Below are 17147 nucleotides of genomic sequence, written 5' to 3'. Positions count from 1 at the left end.
AAAACTTACAGCTGCGCGGCTTTTATAAATACATATTCAGGGCGCCTACGTTTAATGATCAATATTATGGTTTCAGTATAAACCCCGAACTAAGGCCCGAACTTACAAAGCAATATGACCTGGGCCTTAGCTACCTGAAAAGCCTTACCGGTTTGTTTGATTACCTGGGCTTCACTGCCGATGCTTATTACAACAACATAACCGATAAAATTATAAACATACCCAGCCTTTATAACGGCTATGCCCGCAACACAGGTAAAGTTGAAGTGCTGGGTCTTGACGTGGGGGTAAAAACGCAGGCAAAACTTAAACCCTTTACGGTAACATTAGCAGCAAATTACACCTTCCAGCAGGCGCAAAATGTAACGGACCCTGCAGCAGCTATATACCTTAACCAACTGCCCTATACCCCTAAACATACGGTAGCTATAAATGCAGGTATCAGTAAGGGGGCATTTGGTTTGTATTATAACCAGGTAATATCATCATCAAGATATTTTGATAACGATAACCTGCCTGCCGATTATATGCCTGCTTATAGTGTCGGCGATGCCTCGATAGTTTATAAAGGTGCTGTTAATCGTTTTCCGGTTAGCTTATCGGGCGGGTTTAATAACCTGTTTAACACCAACTATATGATGGTGCAAAGTTATCCCATGCCGGGAAGATCATTCATAATTTCATTTCAAATAACTATATAACACAATAACTCATGAAACAAATTAAACTTCACAACCTCTTTATCGCGTTAGCATTTACAACGGTACTGGCATCATGCCATAAAGATAAAATAGACCCAACTCCTGATAAACCAACCGCAGAACGTGCCGGTATTTATATATTGAACCAGGGTGGTATCGGCAAAAATAATAGCGCCTTAACTTATTACGATTATACTACCAAGGCTTTAATAGGCGACCTTTTTTAACTGCAAACACCACTAAGCTTGGCGATACCGGTAATGACTTGGGGATCTATGGTACTAAAATGTATATCGTTGTAAATAACTCAAACCTGGTTTATGTTACTGCAGCTAAAACTGCTAAAGTTTTAAAAGCCATTACGCTAAATCAGCCGCGTAGTGTTGTTTTTTATAAAACCAATGCTTTTGTAACGTCATATAACGGTACTGTATCTGTAATTGACACAGCTACTATGGCTATCACCAAAACTATAACCGTGGGTAGCAGCCCTGAGCAAATGGTTGTTGCAAATGGTAAATTATATGTTGCTAATTCGGGCGGATTGGATTACCCTAACTTTGCCAAAACTGTATCTGTTATTGATTTAACCACACTGGCCGAAATTAAAAAAGTAACGGTTATTGCCAACCCGATAGCTGTAACTACTGATTCTTATGATAATGTATATGTTTTATCATTAGGCGATTATGATAAGGTATCAGCCGGGATGACTATCATTGATGACAAAACAGACGTTGTTAAAACAGCACCAACAGTTAGTTTAGGTTATAACGTGCCTATTTACGCGCAAGGCGATTTTGTTTATTATCCAACTGCCGATAATAAAATAGCGGTATATAACTCCAAAACACAAACCTCAGCATCGGCTAATTTTATTACTGATGGTACGGTTATTACAACTCCGTATGCTATATCAGGCGATGTATTAACTGGCGAGATATTTGTTGCTGATGCCAAAGATTATTCATCAGCCGGAACGGTAACCGCCTTTGACAAGAACGGTAAAAAAGAATATGTTATAACCGCCGGTATAAGCCCGGGTAAAATAGCATTGATCAATAAATAATCGTTATAAATTATTGTTTAGTAATTTAGGATTAATATGTAATTTTACGGCATGTCATTAAAAAAGATAGATACCCGCACCATAGTGCTTATCCTGTTAATAGTTGCAGCAGCGGCAATGCGTTTAGTTAATGTTAAATACCGTGCGTTAAGCAACTTTACACCGGTAGGTGCAATAGCTTTATTTGGCGGCGCGTACTTTGTTGATAAATGGAAAGCTTACGCTGTGGTGTTGATCACTTTATTTTTAAGTGATTTGGCTGTTAACTATATGTACCTCGGCAAATTGGCCCGGTATAGCAGTTCATTAATTATTTATTTATGCTTTGCTATAATGGTATTTATAGGTGGTTTGCTTAAGAAGGTAAATGTATTAAATGTGTTTGTTGCTTCATTTGCAGGAGTGGTAATACATTGGCTGATAACCGACTTGCCTTGGTTTTACGGAACGCAGTATACACATGATCTGGCTGGTTATGGATTGTCATTATCTAAAGCTATACCGTTCGAGTTGAAGATGGTGTATGGCGACATCTTATATTGCGCCATCCTGTTCGGCGGTTTTGAACTGGCTAAGAGCAAGTACACCGTATTGCGCACAAACCGCGAATTAGCACTTTAATTATTAAAACGATATAGGTGAAAGCGTCCCGGTATATCGGGACGCTTTTTTATGAGCTTTATTTATGAAAAAGATAGTGGTACTAACAGGCGCGGGTATAAGCGCCGAGAGCGGTTTAAAGACCTTCAGGGACAGCGACGGCCTGTGGGAAGGTTACGACATACAAAAGGTGGCAACACCCGAGGCATGGCAGCAAAACCCCCAACTGGTGCAGGATTTTTACAATATGCGCAGGAGGGATGTATTGGCAGCCAAACCTAATGCCGCGCATTATGCCCCGGCCGAGTTGGAAAAGCAATACGACGTAACCATCATCACCCAAAACATTGACGACCTGCATGAGCGTGCCGGATCAACAAAAGTGATGCATTTGCATGGGGTTATTACACGTTCGCAATCAAGCATCGATCCAAAGCTTACTTACCCTATTGATGGCTGGGAGTTAAGAATGGGCGAGGTGTGCGAATTGGGTTCGCAGCTGCGGGCACATGTAGTTTGGTTTGGCGAGGATGTGCCGATGATCATCCCCGCGGCGCAGATCTGCCAGCAGGCTGAGCTTTTTATTTTGATAGGTTCGTCCATGGCCGTGTACCCTGCAGCGGGGTTGATCAACTATGTGCATTATGATGTGCCTAAGTATATTATCGACCCCAAAATACCGGATGTTAACCGGGTAAAAAACTTAATAAAAATAGAAGAAACAGCAACTGTTGGCGTACCGAAACTGGTAAGGGAGCTAACAGGTAACTGATAAAAAAGAAGTAAAAAGTGTTGCACTTTAAGTGCTGCACTGTATTTAGTCAAAAAGCTAATATTTTATTTAAATAACTTATGTACAGTAACTTAAGTTTATTTAACTAAAGCTTTTGTACTGTTGAAACTGGTGCACTCCACTTTTTTAAAGTACTTAATTACAGATATTTAACCTGAAACAGTGTTGCAAAGTGTTGCAAAGTGTTGCACTTTTTATGCAACACTAAACACACTAAAATCTAATGGCAATATACTGACTAATGCCTATTGCCAACCATCGCTTTTAATGCTATTTTTGTGCTTCATTTTAAATAGATGTCTGAAATTATTGAACATGTAAAATGCCTGATCATAGGGTCAGGTCCTGCAGGATATACTGCTGCTATATACGCTTCGCGCGCCGACCTGAAACCTGTAATGTATACCGGTATGTTAGCAGGCGGCCAGCTTACCCAAACTACTGATGTAGAGAACTTCCCGGGTTATCCCCGGGGAATAATGGGTCCTGAAATGATGGAGGATTTCCGTCAGCAAGCAGAGCGTTTAGGCACTGATATCCGTTTCGGTTATGTAAGTTCGGTTGATTTTTCGAGCCTGCCGCATAAGGTCACGGTTGATGAAAGTAAAACTATATTAGCTGATACGGTTATCATATCAACCGGTGCGTCGGCAAAATGGTTAGGGCTGGAGTCTGAGCAAAAGTACAGCGGCTTTGGCGTATCTGCCTGCGCGGTTTGCGATGGTTTCTTCTTTAAAGGCCGGACGTTGCCATAGTAGGTGCCGGAGATACCGCTGCCGAAGAAGCGACCTACCTTGCCAAGCTAACCAATAAGGTTTATATGATCGTTAGGCGCGAAGAGTTCCGGGCATCAAAAGCGATGATGCACCGGGTGCTGAACACCCCGAATATTGAAGTATTATACAATACCGAAACCAAAGAGATCTTAGGCGATGGTCAAAGTGTTAATGCCGTACAGGTGATCAACAATAAAACCGGCGAAGAGCGTACGTTGGATGTTACCGGCTTCTTTGTGGCTATCGGTCACTCGCCAAATACAGAAATCTTCAAAGGTTGGATAGATATGGATGAAACAGGTTACATCAAAACTAAACCCGGCTCAACCCAAACCAATATAGAAGGTGTATTTTGCTGCGGCGATGCACAGGATCATATTTACCGCCAGGCCGTAACGGCTGCCGGCACAGGCTGTATGGCCGCTATTGATGCCGAGCGTTATCTTGCTGCTAAAGAGCACGTAGTAACTGCTTAAACGGACTTTAGTACAAAATATAAAGGTTGTCTATACAGGCAGCCTTTTTTTGTGGCATCTTTTTACATGACGGGTTGCGTTATGTTTTTAAAATCTTTTAACTTCACCACCTTAAATTATTGATTGATCTGTTACTATGTATAAAAAAATCTTTCTGTTGCTTGTTGCTTGTTTGGGTTTAGGTGTGATGGTGCAAGCGCAAGATACTGATCCGAACCCAGAATTATACCTGCACCGGTATCGGTGAAAAAGCCGCCGGTACATTCGTACTAAGCCGAGACCACCTTGCTTGCCGATACGATCACCAACAAAGCAGTTGTTTTTTTAGCAGATTATATAAGAAACAGCGCTATGCTGCATGTAACGCTAAGACAAAACAGCGGTAACGGCGTAAACAATAGTATAGTGCTTACCAGTACAGGTACAGAAGGTTTGCCGGCCGAAGGTTACCGCTTAACTATTACCCCAACTAATATCACCATAGCCGGTAAAGGTGCGGGCCTATTCTATGGCATCCAGACGCTGATACAATTGATCCCTGCTGATAAAGGCGCCGTAGCTAAACTGCCATGCGTACAAATTGAAGATTATCCGCGTTTTGGCTACCGTGGTTTAATGCTGGACGTTTGTCGTCACTTCTTCTCGGTACAGTTTGTTAAAAAGTATATCGACCTGATAGCTGCGTACAAGCTAAATACCTTCCACTGGCATTTAACAGATGACCAGGGGCTGGCGCATAGAGATAAAAAAGTATCCTAAACTAACAGAAATTGGCAGCCGCCGTGCCGAAACCGTAATAGGTAACTACCACGACCGCACGCCGCAGCAATATGATAATACGCCGTATGGTGGTTATTATACTCAGGACGAGATCCGCGAGGTAGTTAAGTATGCAGCTGACCGATATATCACCGTAGTGCCCGAAATTGAAATGCCCGGTCATGCCATGGCTGCTTTAGCTTCGTACCCGGAGTTAGGTTGCGAGCCTGCTTTAGGCTACACCGTGCAAGGTACCCGGGGTGTATTCAGGAACGTTTATTGTCCGTCTGAAACCACCTTTAATTTCCTTGAGGATGTGTTGACCGAGGTGATGGGGCTTTTCCCCAGCAAATACATCCACATCGGGGGTGATGAAGCCCCTAAGGATGTTTGGAAGCAATCTAAGTTTTGCCAGCAACTCATAAAGAAATTAAAGCTTAAAGATGAACATGGCTTGCAAAGCTATTTTATACAGAGGATTGAGAAGTTTGTAAACTCGAAGGGCAGAAGCATTATAGGTTGGGATGAGATATTAGAAGGTGGCCTTGCGCCAAACGCTACGGTAATGAGCTGGAGAGGGGAGCAGGGCGGTATTGCCGCGGCTCAACAAAACCATGATGTTATCATGACGCCAGCAGCAATGGTTTATACATAGATCATGGACAAGGTTCTTTAAGCACCGAACCTTTGAGTATTGGTGGCAATGAACCTCTTTCAAAAATTTACCGGTACGACCCAACGCCCGAGGTATTGAATGATGATCAGAAAAAGCATATCCTTGGTGTGCAGGCCAACATGTGGACAGAATATATAGCTACTGAAAAAAGGTGGAATATATGCTGATGCCACGCTTAATGGCCCTGTCAGAGGTTGCATGGACACCGTTGGCCAATAAAAACTTTAAAGATTTTTCTGAAGCACGTTTACCATCGCACCCGCCCGGGTAGATAAAAATGGTTTTCTATACCGTGTGCCAACCGCTATTGGTGCTAAGGATACGGTTTACTTCGGGACTAAATTAACGGTTGATTTAAAGCCGTCGGTAACAGGCGCTAAGGTTTATTATACGATAGATGGCTATACCCCCGCGAAACGGATAACGAGTTTACTATTCCTATGACCTATAATGTGCCGATAGATAACTATCGCGAATTGCAAACTATAGTGATAACACCAACGGGCAAACGCAGTGTGGTAACCAGAACAGTTGTATACAACAAAGCACCTATAGCTCCTGTGGAGTACAAAGGTAACAGTGCAGGCTTACGCTATCAATTGTTCCCGGGAGAATATAATAGCACCAATGATTTTAAACTGGCTGCTGATGGCGCAGATTCATTAATAGCCAAAAGTTTTAATATTAACCAGTTTAGAAAAACAAACGGGTTTGCTATAATATATAACGGCTATATTCGTATTGATAATGACGGGGTTTATGGTTTTGGTACCGCATCTGATGATGGTTCTACATTATTTGTCGATGATCAGTTGGTAGTTGATAACGATGGTAAGCATCCTATCGGTGCTAAAAACGGCGCTATCGCTTTGCAAAAAGGATATCATAAATTTACACTTAAATATTTCAATGTTGGTTCAACCGGAAGCCTGCGGGTTTATATTACTATACCAGGCAAACCAACCGGCGAACTGGGATCGGATTTATTGTTTAACTAACTAATAATATGAGCGTAAGGTCTTGGTTTTTTATATGGATGGGATGTGTAACCCTAGCAGGTTGTACGCAGGAGCAAAAGAAGGTGGTAGCAACTGTTGCACCTAAAGCACCGGTGTTGATCGATCCGTTTAAGTTTCATAAAATGATCGAGGTTGCTCCCGGGCAATACTATGATATTTTAACCCGGGGGCAGGGGCGCGATTGATACCGGTTCGCTATTAATATTACATTCAGACTCATCAGGAAGAAAATTCACCACCACTACCGGCGATGTGAATGGTACAATTGTCGACGTCTATAACTCGGACATGGATATAGATGGTCACCCTGAAATATTACTACAAGCCAAACGCAAAGACACCATAAATTATACTACTGTTTATGCTTTCGAGTTTTATGAAACCAAAGTGCAAAAACTTGATTTCCCTAAACTCACCAGTTCCCAAAGAAAGGGTTATCGTGGTAATGATAATTTTTATATATCTGAAGGTAAGTTTATAAGAGAGTTCCCAATTTATGAAGGGAGCGGGCCATCGGCCAAACCAACCGGCGCAAAACGTAAGCTTGAATATAGCTTAAGTGGCAATAGCTTTAATGTAAAACAACTAAGTAAAGATTCTACTTCGGTTAAGGATAAACCCAAAGTTGTCGAACCTGTTAAAAAGCCGGTAGAAGAAAAGCATACCACGGTTAAAAAGACAGAGAAGAAGAAAAGCCATAAAGCCGAGGTACATAAAAAGAAGAAAAAAGGCACCACAGGTAGATTAAGATCTAGTTAAGGCAATCATTTCTTTAGCATTACTTATTGCCGAAGTTTCAATATCGTTATTGAAATAACACCAGCATTCTTCGCCAATTTCATTGTTTTCTACGGCCGTCACCACACTTTCCAGAAACTCACTTGAGTAGGGCGAGCGATAAAGCTCAGGCACACCATGAAAACGGTAATATATTAGCGGGGTGTTCTGAACAACCTCATCAGGCAATGTAGGATGACTCATACCGCAAAAAGTTATCTTGTGTTCGCCTAACTTGTTGTAAACATCTTCATTCCACCAGCTTTCGTGTCGCAGTTCCACTACATTATTAAAAGTAGGATTAAGTTGATTAATAATCCTTTCCAGTTTATCATCATCATAATGAAAGTTAGGTGGTAATTGAAAAGTACCGGCCCTAATTTTTCTTGTAACCCATTACTAATTGTATCATAAAAGCTGTTGATGAGATCAGTGCAGTCTTTAAACTTTTTATAGTGTGTAATGGCTCTTGGTGCTTTAACAGCAAAGCGAAAATCAACAGGGCTTTTGTTGTACCAGGTTTGCAGAAAAGATAATTGCGGAAACCGGTAAAAAGTAACATTTAACTCTAAGGTGCTGAAATGCTTGCAGTAATAATCAAACCATTTAGTTTGTGCCAAACCTTCGGGATAAAATGTGCCTTTCCAATGTTTATAATGAAACCCCGAACATCCAATGTACCACCGCATGTTTAAATAACTGTGCTGTTAAAGTTTTGTTTCCATTAAATTTTATACATTTGGGTATCGTCCTATAGCTAACAAAAAATGCATTTTTTATATCCTGCCTTTTTATTTGCATTGCTATCTCTGGCCATCCCCATATTGGTTCACCTGTTCAATTTCAGGCGGTATCAAAAGGTTTATTTCAGTAACGTACAGTTCCTTAAAGAGATCCGGAACAACAATCATCACGCAGGAATTTAAAAGAACGCTTAATACTGTTGGTACGTTTACTGGCGCTGTTATTTCTGGTGTTGGCATTTGCCGTGCCATATCTATCCAATCATAATAATACAAATGCAGGCGCACAGCGCACTATAAGCGTTTTTCTGGATAATTCGTATTCCATGCAAACTCTGAACAGGGAAGGCTCATTATTAGATGAAGCTAAACGACGGGCAAAAGAAATTGTATCTGCTTATTCTATGAATGACAGATTTCAGCTGCTTACGCAAGATTTTGAAGGTAAACATCAAAGGCTGTTAAGTCGTGAAGAGTTTAACGACGCTGTGGATGCGGTTAAGATCAGTCCCCGCAGCCGTAGTTTGCAGCAAATCATTGACAGGCAGCAAAACTTATTGGCCTTACAGCCGGGTGCAGGCCACTCGATAGATATTATATCAGATTTTCAAACAAATATAGCCAATGGCAAACCTTTAAAAGTTGACACAGGTGTACACCTAAGCCTGATACAATTAAGTGCCAGTACACCGGCAAATGTGGCGGTAGATTCTGTATGGTTGTTAAGTGCTATCCACCGCCCGGACGAAACCGAAAAGCTGGTTGTTAAACTGCATAACTATGCCGGCGAAGATGCTGTTAAAATACCTTTAAAGCTATCTATCAACGGCGACCGGAAAGCTTTGGGCGGCTTTACCTTAAAGGCGCGGTCTGTTCAAAATGACACACTTACCTTCTCTGGCCTTAAACCCGGCTGGCAGCGCGCCGAGATCATCTTGCAGGATAACCCGGTTACGTTTGATAACCAGTTTTATTTCAGCTTTAATGTAAAGCAGCAAATGCAGGTATTGCTGATAGACGGGGGCACATTTAACCCATATCTGAAAGCTGTATTTGGTACCGACCAGTTTTTTAATGCCCGGCGTGTGCCCGATGGTAATGTAGATTATGCAGGGTTAAGCACATACCCATTAATTGTTATAAGTGATGTTAAAACTGTCTCAGCCGGTTTATCGCAACAGCTAAAAACTTATGTAAGTAAAGGTGGCACACTGGTAGTATTCCCGGCTATTGATGCCGATCTGGCAAGTTATAAATCGTTACTGCAGCAGATGGGTGCGGCTTATCCCGAAAAGCTGGTTGCCGAAAACATTAAAGTACAATCATTAAACTTACAGAACCCGGTATTTAAAAACATATTCGAAGATTTTCCTCAAACCCGGACCTGCCGGTAATTAAAAAATATTTTCAGCTAAGCTTATCATCAGGTCGTAATGAAAACCTGATGCAGCTACCCGGTGGGCAGGCTTTCTGGGCAGGCTATAACAGCGGTAAAGGCAAAGTATATGTTGCCGCGGTACCGTTAAATGAAGATTTTAGTAACCTGCCGCGCCATGCGCTTTTTGTGCCGGTAATGTTTAGGATAGCATTGCTAAACGGACGCGATCAGCCTTTGTTTTATTCGTTAGGTCATGATGAGACCGTAGAAACCACACCTGTCCAATCGTCAGAAAAGCAATTATTGAAATTAGTTAAAGGCAAACAAAGTATTATCCCTGATGTTAAACAGCAGGAGGGAGTCACACTGTTATATGTGTCTGATCAATTACAGGAAACTGGCCTGTATGAGCTTAAAAAACAGGATAGTATAGTTTCTGTAATGGCATTTAATGATAACCGGAGCGAGTCGGATCTAAGCTATTATTCGGCTGCCGAACTGAATAAAATTATTCCCAACAAGGGCAATGTTATAGAGGCCACTAAAGGGTCGGTAAAAGATATTGTGGGCCGTGCAGATTTTGGTGTGCAATTATGGAAACTTTGTATAATTTTGGCATTGATATTTCTGGCAGCCGAAATACTGCTTACCGGTACTATAATCCTGTTAAACCAGCGCTTTCGCAGCCGGAAACATCAACCTCAATCCACACATAAAGCAGCGTTAAATGAATTTGCTTATCAAGTCCGCTACAATTGTTGATCCCAACTCATCCTTTAATCAACAAGTTGCTGATATTTTAATAAAAAACGGAACTATTACTGAAATCGCCAAAGACATTAAAGCCGACGTTACGGTGTTTGATGCTACAGGTAAATATGTATCTCCCGGCTTCTTAGATCTAAACTGTAACATAGGCGAACTGGGCCTGGAAAGTAAAGAAAATTTACAGACAGGAACTGCTGCCGCAGCAGCTGGAGGGTTTACCGGGATAGCATTAATGCCCAACACCCAACCGCCTGTACATTCAAAGGCCGAAGTTGAATATCTGCTTAACCGCGCAAAAGGTAATCTGGTAGACGTGTATCCATTAGGAACGCTGTCGCATAAACGCGAGGGTAAGGACCTGGCCGAAATGTATGATATGTACCTGAGTGGGGCTAAAGCCTTTACCGATGGTAACCGCCCTGTGCAGGATGCAGGTTTAATGGAACGCGCCCTGCTTTATACCAAGGGCTTTGAAGCAACTGTTTTTTCTTATCCTGAAGATACGGCCATCGCGGGCAAAGCTAAGGTGAACGAAGGCGAAATGAGTACGCTGTTGGGTATGAAAGGTATCCCATCGCTGGCAGAAGAACTCATGATAGCGCGTGATCTTTACCCGGCAGAATACACCAATTCAAAAATCCACTTCAGTACGATATCTACCGCCCGTTCTGTCGAACTGATAAAAGAGGCGAAGAAGAAAGGGTTGAAAGTAACTTGCGATGTGGCTGCCCATCACCTGGTGCTTACTGACGATGTGTTAGCGGGCTTTGACAGCCTTTACAAAGTAAAACCACCCCTTCGTACCCATAAAGATGTTAAAGCGCTTATAACGGGTTTAAAAGACGGAACGATAGATGCCATAGTATCGCAACATACACCGCATGAGATCGAATTTAAAGATGTGGAGTTTGAGGTTGCAGAGTTTGGGATCATTAGTTTTCAAACCACCTTTGCGCTGGCTTTAAAAGCAGGGTTAAGCGTCGACCTGATCGTACAAAAATTAGCTGTTAATCCACGTGCTATATTGGATTTGGAACAAGCAACTATCAAGGCTGATCAAAAAGCTAACCTGGTTGTTTTTGACACAACTACAGCGTGGAAATACACAAAAGAAAATAACAAATCAAAATCATATAACTCTCCTTATATCGGGGAGACATTAAAGGGACAAGTGCTTTTAAGCTGTAACAATAATCATTTATTTAAATCCAATTTATCATGATTGATCCAAAAATAGAAATTGCACTTGGTGCCGCATTGCAGGCCTTCTCAAAATATAGCGGAATAGATGTTGCCGGGATACATGGCGAGTTCCAATCAGTTTTTGAATTGGAAGATGACTTTTTAGCTAAGGTTGACGCGCTGGATGCAGTTTTTGATAATCACCCGCAGTTAGAGGGCCTGCGCGAAGTGTTTTTTGATATGCTGATGATCAACTTTTTTAGTGCCGATGTTAAAAAGCTGGAAGAGGATTACCCGGATACGCCCGAATGGGAAAGCATAGAAGAACAAACTTTGGATAGGGGTACAGAACTGTTGAACCTGCTGCTATATTTAAACGAGTGCGAAGACGAAGATATTGAACCTGAACTGGATGATTACCTAAAAGAGTTTTTATTGGTTGATGAAGATGAGTTCCGGGACGAATACCGCATTTATGAACCCGTGATAGCTAACCAGATATTAATGGAAAGCCCGGTGGATGAAATAGCTAAAGTAGCGGCTAAACTACCTGAAGATTCAGAGTTGAAAGAGCTGTTTTACCCAATGATGTGCTTTTTTCAAAACACAAACCCAACTACGGACGATAAAACTACTATTGCTGCAAAGGCAGTGAACAAAGAGTTTGATATGCCCGTATTAAGCATATTGGAATCATTTAATTAAACCTTAAACTAAAAGAAATGGAAGATCACACACAAAAAGCAACCATAGGTAAACTTGGTATGCGGTATGGATTATTAATTGCCGGTATTTCTGTTGTTTTATCAATTGTATTTAGGATAGTTAATCCGTTGATGCAATTCACAAATATTTGGGTACAGCTGTTTAGTGCAGTGGTGGGTATTGCCCTTATTGTAATTTTTGGTATGGAGATAAGGAAAAGCATTGGTGGTTACTGGAGTTTCGGCACGGCATTTAAAGCCCTTATGACGATGTCTGTTTTTGTAATATTGATTACCGTGTTATATAGCTTTATCCTTTTTAAATTTATTGACCCGGATATGCCAACCAAGATCAACGATGCAACTGAAGCAGTAATGACCGAACGTTTAGCCAAAATGGGAATGGATCAGGATAAAATTGATGAGACTTCAAAAATGTTCCACAATGGCGAGTTCAAGGCAAAACTGGAGCCGACGCTAAAAAATGAAGCTGTTACTATTTGTTTTAGCTTACTTTTTTATGTAGTTGTTAACCTGATTGTTGCTGCTTGTATTAAGAAAAATAAGCCCCTTAATACGCTTGATGATGCTATTGATCCTGCAGTTTAATTAATAAAATTATAATAAAATAAAAGCGGCCGTTTCTATCATGAAACGGCCGCTTTTATTTATAACGTTTAAAGCAATTGTTACGGTTTACTTTTCATAACCTGTTTAACAATATCATTACCAAACACAAATACCATCAATGATATAAGCAATACAAAACCAACTATCTGGGCGCGTTCCAGAACTTATCGCTAAGCGGCTTCCCTTTTATCATTTCGACAATTAAAAACACCGCGTGGCCCCCATCAAGGGCAGGGATAGGCAACAGGTTGGTAAATGCAAGTACCATTGATAAGAAACCAACCAGGGGTCCAGAAATGCACCCAATCAACCTCCGAACCAAACATGGTTGCAATGGCAACCGGTCCGCCAATTACTTTGTTAAATTTAGCTTCGCCTTTAAACACTTTGCCAATAGCTTTGGCATTGTTTGAGAATGTACCCCAGGCCTTACTTGCCCCTACAGGTAAGGAACCAAAAAAGCCATATTTAATGGTCTTTTCTTTAGGCAGATCAAATTTGGCCGCAATGCCCAGCTTACTGTCTTTATTAATGGATACGGTTAGCTGCTTAACCTCATCTTTGCGCTTAACGTCAAGTACTGCAGATTTATTGGTGTATTTCTTTAACTCAGTTTGTAACTCGTCATAAAACGCAATTTTAGTTCCGTTAACCGCGATTACACTATCGCCTTTAGTCAATCCGGCTATTTGGGCTCCGCTACCAGTACTACCGAATCAATAGCAAACTTTAGGCGTGGTAAAGGGCTGATAAATTGCTCTATACCATAATCCGACAAGTCATTTATAATATTTGCAGGTACGGTAACGTCCATTGTTTTCTCACCTCTTTGCAGGGTTAAAACGGTATGGTCTAACAATACCTTCGAGCTCATCAGGTCCTCAAACCGGTCAACCGGTTTTCCGTTAACTGCTACTATTTTATCACCGGCTTCCAGTCCCATTTTTTTACCAATGGTACCCGGTACTATGCCGTATTTTATACTTGAGTTTGCAATATAACTTTCGCCTAAACGCGCGGTAAGCATCCAGAAAATAAATATACCTAACACCACGTTTACAAAAACACCACCAAGCATAACAATTAAACGCTGCCAGGCCGGTTTAGAGCGGAACTCCCACGGTTGTGCCGGGCCCGCCATCTGCTCGGTATCCATTGATTCATCAATCATACCGGCAATTTTAACGTAGCCACCTAATGGTAACCAGCCAATGCCATATTCAACGTCTTTATAAGTAAACTTAAACAGGCTAAAGCCCCGGGCATCAAAAAACAGGTAAAATTTATCTACTTTAATACCAAAGGCCCTTGCGGCTAAAAAGTGGCCCAGCTCATGCAATATCACTAAAATCGAAAGTCCCAGTATTAACTGGCCAACCATAATTACTATACTCATTCTTCTCTATATCAAATTATAAGCCTTTGCAGGCATTTGTTTTATTAAATTTTGCGCAAATATGCGTGTTTCTTTGTCAGTATTCAAATAATCGTCAAGGGTAGGCTGGGTTTGGAAGCTGATGTTTTGCATGCAGCTTTCAATAAGAGCGCTCATAGCCAAAAATGTTACACCATTGCTTAAAAAACCCGCTACGGCTACCTCATTGGCGGCGTTAATAATGCAAGGCATGTTACCACCCTTATTCAATGCATCAAAAGCCAGGCCTAAATTTCTAAAGGTCATTATGTCAGGCTTTTCAAATGTAAGTTGCGGGTAATCTGTAAAATTAAAGCGTTTGAAATTATTTTTTAATCTGTCAGGTGATGCCAGTGCATATTGTATCGGTAGCTTCATATCCGGCAAACCCATTTGCGCCTTTATTGATCCATCCTCAAACTGAACTAATGAATGTATAATTGATTGCGGGTGCACGATAACATCTATCTGATCGGCACTTAAATCAAACAGCCATTTAGCCTCAATTACTTCCAGCCCTTTATTCATCAGCGTAGCCGAATCAATAGTTATTTTGGCGCCCATTACCCAGTTTGGATGTTTAAGCGCGTGCTCGCGGGTTACAGCGGCCAGGTCCGCAGCAGTTTTACCCCTGAACGGACCGCCCGACGCGGTTAATATGATCTTTTCGATCTTGTTATTTTCCTCGCCGACCAGGCATTGGTAAATAGCCGAGTGTTCAGAATCAACCGGTAATATTTTAACTTTATGTTGTTTTGCCAGATCTGTTATTAACTCGCCGGCAACAACCGGGGTTTCTTTATTTGCTAACGCGATGGTTTTACCAGCCTTAATAGCAGCAATGGTAGGCTCTAAACCCGCGAAGCCAACCATAGCGGTTAATACAATGTCGATCTTCGGATCAGTTACGATCTCGTTTATCGCTTTTATACCTGCCAAAACCTTTGTGTCCGTTTTAGCCAATGCCTGTTTAACCTCAGCATATTTACTTTCGTCGCAAATAACGGCGTAAGCAGGTTTAAACTGTAAGGCCTGTTGGATGAGCAGGCGGGCGTTGTTATTTGCAGTGATAACATACGCGTTAAATAACGAAGGGTTTTCGCCTATCACTTCTAACGCCTGTGTGCCAATACTTCCTGTCGAGCCAAGAATGGCTATGTTTTTAATTTGGTTACTCAATTTTAAAGAATGTATTCTTTTAATCCGTCGGCTATCTTCCTGTCGTTAGCTAACCGGGGTACTTTATTCTGTCCGCCAAGCTTACCTTGCGACCGCATATAATTAATAAACGTGTCTTTTTCAAACTCCGGATGACCAAAGGTTGTAAAATGTTACCGTCAATAAGGTCAAAATAGTAAATATTTTTCGCTTGCAACGCTTTATCTACTTTACCGGCAAAAGCTGTCAGGTCGTTTGGTTCAGTCCCAAACTCAATAAACCACTCGTGGTAAGGTAATTCCCCTGCTGGCGGGTTCACTTGCGGGGCAACTGTAAATTCAATAATATCAACACCTTCGTTGTTAGCTACACCCATCAACGCCTGTTCAACCTCTTCGCCAATAACATGTTCTCCAAACGCTGAAATGTAATGTTTAATACGCCCGGTCACAACTATTTTATAAGGGTTCACGGATACAAACTTTACGGTGTCTCCAATGCTGTATCCCCATAAACCCGCGTTGGTATTTAATATTAAGGCGTAATTTTTATCCAGCTCTACATCCTGTAAGCCAATGCGGGTTGGATTTTCGTTAAAATATTCATCAGTTGGGATAAACTCATAAAAGATACCGGAGTCAACCAATAACAATAAACCTTTTTCCTTCTGCGAATCACGGAAAGCGATGAAACCTTCCGAAGCAGGGTAGGTCTCAATAGTATCGATATTAAAGCCTATACTATCCATCATCCGGCTGCGGTAGGGCTCAAAATTTACGCCGCCATATACAAACAATTTAAAGTTTGGAAAGATGTCTTTGATATTTTTACCACCGGATATAGCTGATAGCCTGTCGAAATACATCTGGCACCGGGGCGGGATGCCCGATATGAGGCGCATATCCTGGCTGATGGTTTCCTGTACGATCGCATCTACCTTTTCTTCCCAGTCTTCAATACAATTGATCTCATAACTTGGCAGGCGATTCTTTTGGAGATAAGCAGGTACATGGTGCGCTACTATACCCGATAGCCTACCGGTTGGAATGCCTGCTCGTTCGGCTAATACCGGGCTCCCTTGCAGGAATATCATCTTGCCATCTAAAAAATCGGCTTTGCCAGTTTCGTGGATGTAGCTTAGCAAAGCATTACGCGCGGCCTTAATATGCTCGGGCATGCTTTCTTTACTGATAGGTATATACTTTACCCCCGATGTAGTGCCTGATGTTTTGGTAAGATAAGTAGGTTTGCCCGGCCAAAGCACATTAACTTCGCCATCTACAACACGTTTAATGTAGGGGCTAAGCTCTTCATAATCGCGTATGGGGACAAGGCGTTTAAAATCTTCGTAAGTTTTGATATCGCCAAAATAATGGTCGCGCCCGAAGGCGGTAGTATTCGCCCCTTCTATTAATTGCTCAAAAACTTTTTGCTGAATTTGGGGCGCATTTTGGCGGATACGGCTAAGATCTTTATTAACCCATGCCGCAAATACCTTGCTCAAAATGGCTTTTAAACCCATAA

At 41.6% G+C, this 17147-nt stretch carries 21 protein-coding genes and 3 pseudogenes; 18 read left to right on the top strand and 6 right to left on the bottom strand.

Annotated features, from left to right (window positions below; translation table 11 throughout):
• The 12 genes and pseudogenes from HK413_RS06930 to HK413_RS06885 all read left to right on the top strand — a co-directional run.
• Positions 1 to 701 (top strand): TonB-dependent receptor (locus tag HK413_RS06930; protein WP_175269649.1); only part of this gene is annotated, 701 nt, incomplete at its 5' end.
• An 11-nt stretch (positions 702 to 712) separates the two neighbouring features.
• Positions 713 to 928, top strand: a complete 216-nt coding sequence (locus HK413_RS06925) for a hypothetical protein (protein ID WP_175269648.1) — start codon at positions 713 to 715, stop codon at positions 926 to 928.
• A gap of 38 nt (positions 929 to 966) precedes the next feature.
• Positions 967 to 1770 (top strand): YncE family protein, encoded by an 804-nt coding sequence (locus tag HK413_RS06920; protein WP_175269647.1) that lies wholly within the window; start codon positions 967 to 969, stop codon positions 1768 to 1770.
• A gap of 51 nt (positions 1771 to 1821) precedes the next feature.
• Positions 1822 to 2391, top strand: coding sequence for a DUF6580 family putative transport protein (locus tag HK413_RS06915; RefSeq protein WP_175269646.1), 570 nt, complete (start codon positions 1822 to 1824; stop codon positions 2389 to 2391).
• A gap of 64 nt (positions 2392 to 2455) precedes the next feature.
• Positions 2456 to 3142, top strand: coding sequence for an SIR2 family NAD-dependent protein deacylase (locus HK413_RS06910; RefSeq protein WP_175269645.1), 687 nt, complete (start codon positions 2456 to 2458; stop codon positions 3140 to 3142).
• Positions 3143 to 3459: 317 nt separating this feature from the next.
• Positions 3460 to 4415: pseudogene (gene trxB, locus HK413_RS06905) on the top strand (thioredoxin-disulfide reductase).
• A gap of 285 nt (positions 4416 to 4700) precedes the next feature.
• A complete protein-coding gene (locus HK413_RS20925) occupies positions 4701 to 5174 on the top strand; it encodes a family 20 glycosylhydrolase (RefSeq protein WP_317169360.1) in 474 nt (157 codons plus the stop codon).
• On the top strand, positions 5134 to 5829 hold the full coding sequence (locus HK413_RS20920) for a beta-N-acetylhexosaminidase (RefSeq protein ID WP_317169359.1): 696 nt from the start codon (positions 5134 to 5136) through the stop codon (positions 5827 to 5829). The genes HK413_RS20925 and HK413_RS20920 overlap by 41 nt, the downstream gene beginning before the upstream one ends.
• Before the next feature lie 32 nt (positions 5830 to 5861).
• Entirely contained in the window at positions 5862 to 6017 is a 156-nt protein-coding gene (locus HK413_RS20915; protein WP_317169358.1) for a family 20 glycosylhydrolase, read from the top strand.
• Between the two features lie 273 nt (positions 6018 to 6290).
• Positions 6291 to 6848, top strand: coding sequence for a PA14 domain-containing protein (locus tag HK413_RS20910; RefSeq protein ID WP_175269644.1), 558 nt, complete (start codon positions 6291 to 6293; stop codon positions 6846 to 6848).
• 8 nt (positions 6849 to 6856) lie between these two features.
• On the top strand, positions 6857 to 7054 hold the full coding sequence (locus HK413_RS06890; protein ID WP_175269643.1) for a hypothetical protein: 198 nt from the start codon (positions 6857 to 6859) through the stop codon (positions 7052 to 7054).
• A 67-nt stretch (positions 7055 to 7121) separates the two neighbouring features.
• The gene (locus HK413_RS06885; RefSeq protein WP_175269642.1) at positions 7122 to 7628 is read left to right on the top strand and encodes a hypothetical protein; all 507 of its coding nucleotides are present in this window, start codon (positions 7122 to 7124) and stop codon (positions 7626 to 7628) included.
• On the opposite strand, the pseudogene HK413_RS06880 reads toward HK413_RS06885, so the two are convergent.
• Positions 7614 to 8335, bottom strand: a pseudogene (locus tag HK413_RS06880) (DUF72 domain-containing protein). The gene HK413_RS06885 and the pseudogene HK413_RS06880 overlap by 15 nt on opposite strands.
• 78 nt (positions 8336 to 8413) lie before the next feature.
• Between HK413_RS06880 and HK413_RS22060 the strand changes: the two are divergent.
• From HK413_RS22060 to HK413_RS06850, 6 genes are read left to right on the top strand one after another with little or no spacing between them, the layout of a single operon-like run.
• Positions 8414 to 8572: a BatA domain-containing protein gene (locus HK413_RS22060; protein WP_175269641.1), complete on the top strand. Its 159-nt coding sequence runs from the start codon at positions 8414 to 8416 to the stop codon at positions 8570 to 8572.
• A gap of 17 nt (positions 8573 to 8589) precedes the next feature.
• The gene (locus HK413_RS06870; protein WP_175269640.1) at positions 8590 to 9783 is read left to right on the top strand and encodes a type 1 glutamine amidotransferase family protein; all 1194 of its coding nucleotides are present in this window, start codon (positions 8590 to 8592) and stop codon (positions 9781 to 9783) included.
• Between the two features lie 50 nt (positions 9784 to 9833).
• On the top strand, positions 9834 to 10529 hold the full coding sequence (locus HK413_RS06865; protein WP_175269639.1) for a hypothetical protein: 696 nt from the start codon (positions 9834 to 9836) through the stop codon (positions 10527 to 10529).
• On the top strand, positions 10495 to 11757 hold the full coding sequence (locus HK413_RS06860; protein WP_175269638.1) for a dihydroorotase: 1263 nt from the start codon (positions 10495 to 10497) through the stop codon (positions 11755 to 11757). The genes HK413_RS06865 and HK413_RS06860 overlap by 35 nt, the downstream gene beginning before the upstream one ends.
• The gene (locus tag HK413_RS06855; RefSeq protein WP_175269637.1) at positions 11754 to 12422 is read left to right on the top strand and encodes a hypothetical protein; all 669 of its coding nucleotides are present in this window, start codon (positions 11754 to 11756) and stop codon (positions 12420 to 12422) included. Before HK413_RS06860 ends, HK413_RS06855 begins: the two co-directional genes overlap by 4 nt.
• A 17-nt stretch (positions 12423 to 12439) precedes the next feature.
• Complete coding sequence (locus tag HK413_RS06850) at positions 12440 to 13030, top strand: DUF4199 domain-containing protein (protein WP_175269636.1); 591 nt, start codon at positions 12440 to 12442, stop codon at positions 13028 to 13030.
• Between the two features lie 163 nt (positions 13031 to 13193).
• Here HK413_RS06850 and HK413_RS20905 read toward each other — a convergent pair whose 3' ends face one another.
• From HK413_RS20905 to HK413_RS06835, 5 genes and pseudogenes are all read right to left on the bottom strand, one after another.
• Positions 13194 to 13319 (bottom strand): site-2 protease family protein, encoded by a 126-nt coding sequence (locus tag HK413_RS20905; protein ID WP_317169357.1) that lies wholly within the window; start codon positions 13317 to 13319, stop codon positions 13194 to 13196.
• Positions 13276 to 13731, bottom strand: coding sequence for a site-2 protease family protein (locus HK413_RS20900; RefSeq protein ID WP_317169356.1), 456 nt, complete (start codon positions 13729 to 13731; stop codon positions 13276 to 13278). Before HK413_RS20900 ends, HK413_RS20905 begins: the two co-directional genes overlap by 44 nt.
• Before the next feature lie 5 nt (positions 13732 to 13736).
• On the bottom strand, positions 13737 to 14447 hold the full coding sequence (locus tag HK413_RS20895) for a M50 family metallopeptidase (RefSeq protein WP_317169355.1): 711 nt from the start codon (positions 14445 to 14447) through the stop codon (positions 13737 to 13739).
• 6 nt (positions 14448 to 14453) lie between these two features.
• Positions 14454 to 15644 carry a 1-deoxy-D-xylulose-5-phosphate reductoisomerase gene (locus HK413_RS06840; RefSeq protein ID WP_217452124.1) on the bottom strand — a complete coding sequence of 397 codons (1191 nt, stop codon included), beginning with the start codon at positions 15642 to 15644 and terminating at the stop codon, positions 14454 to 14456.
• A 2-nt stretch (positions 15645 to 15646) separates the two neighbouring features.
• A pseudogene (locus tag HK413_RS06835) lies at positions 15647 to 17145 on the bottom strand (GH3 auxin-responsive promoter family protein).
• Positions 17146 to 17147 lie beyond the last annotated feature (2 nt).

It is taken from the genome of Mucilaginibacter humi, assembly GCF_013087555.1.
This window is presented reverse-complemented; position numbering and strand designations above follow the sequence as displayed.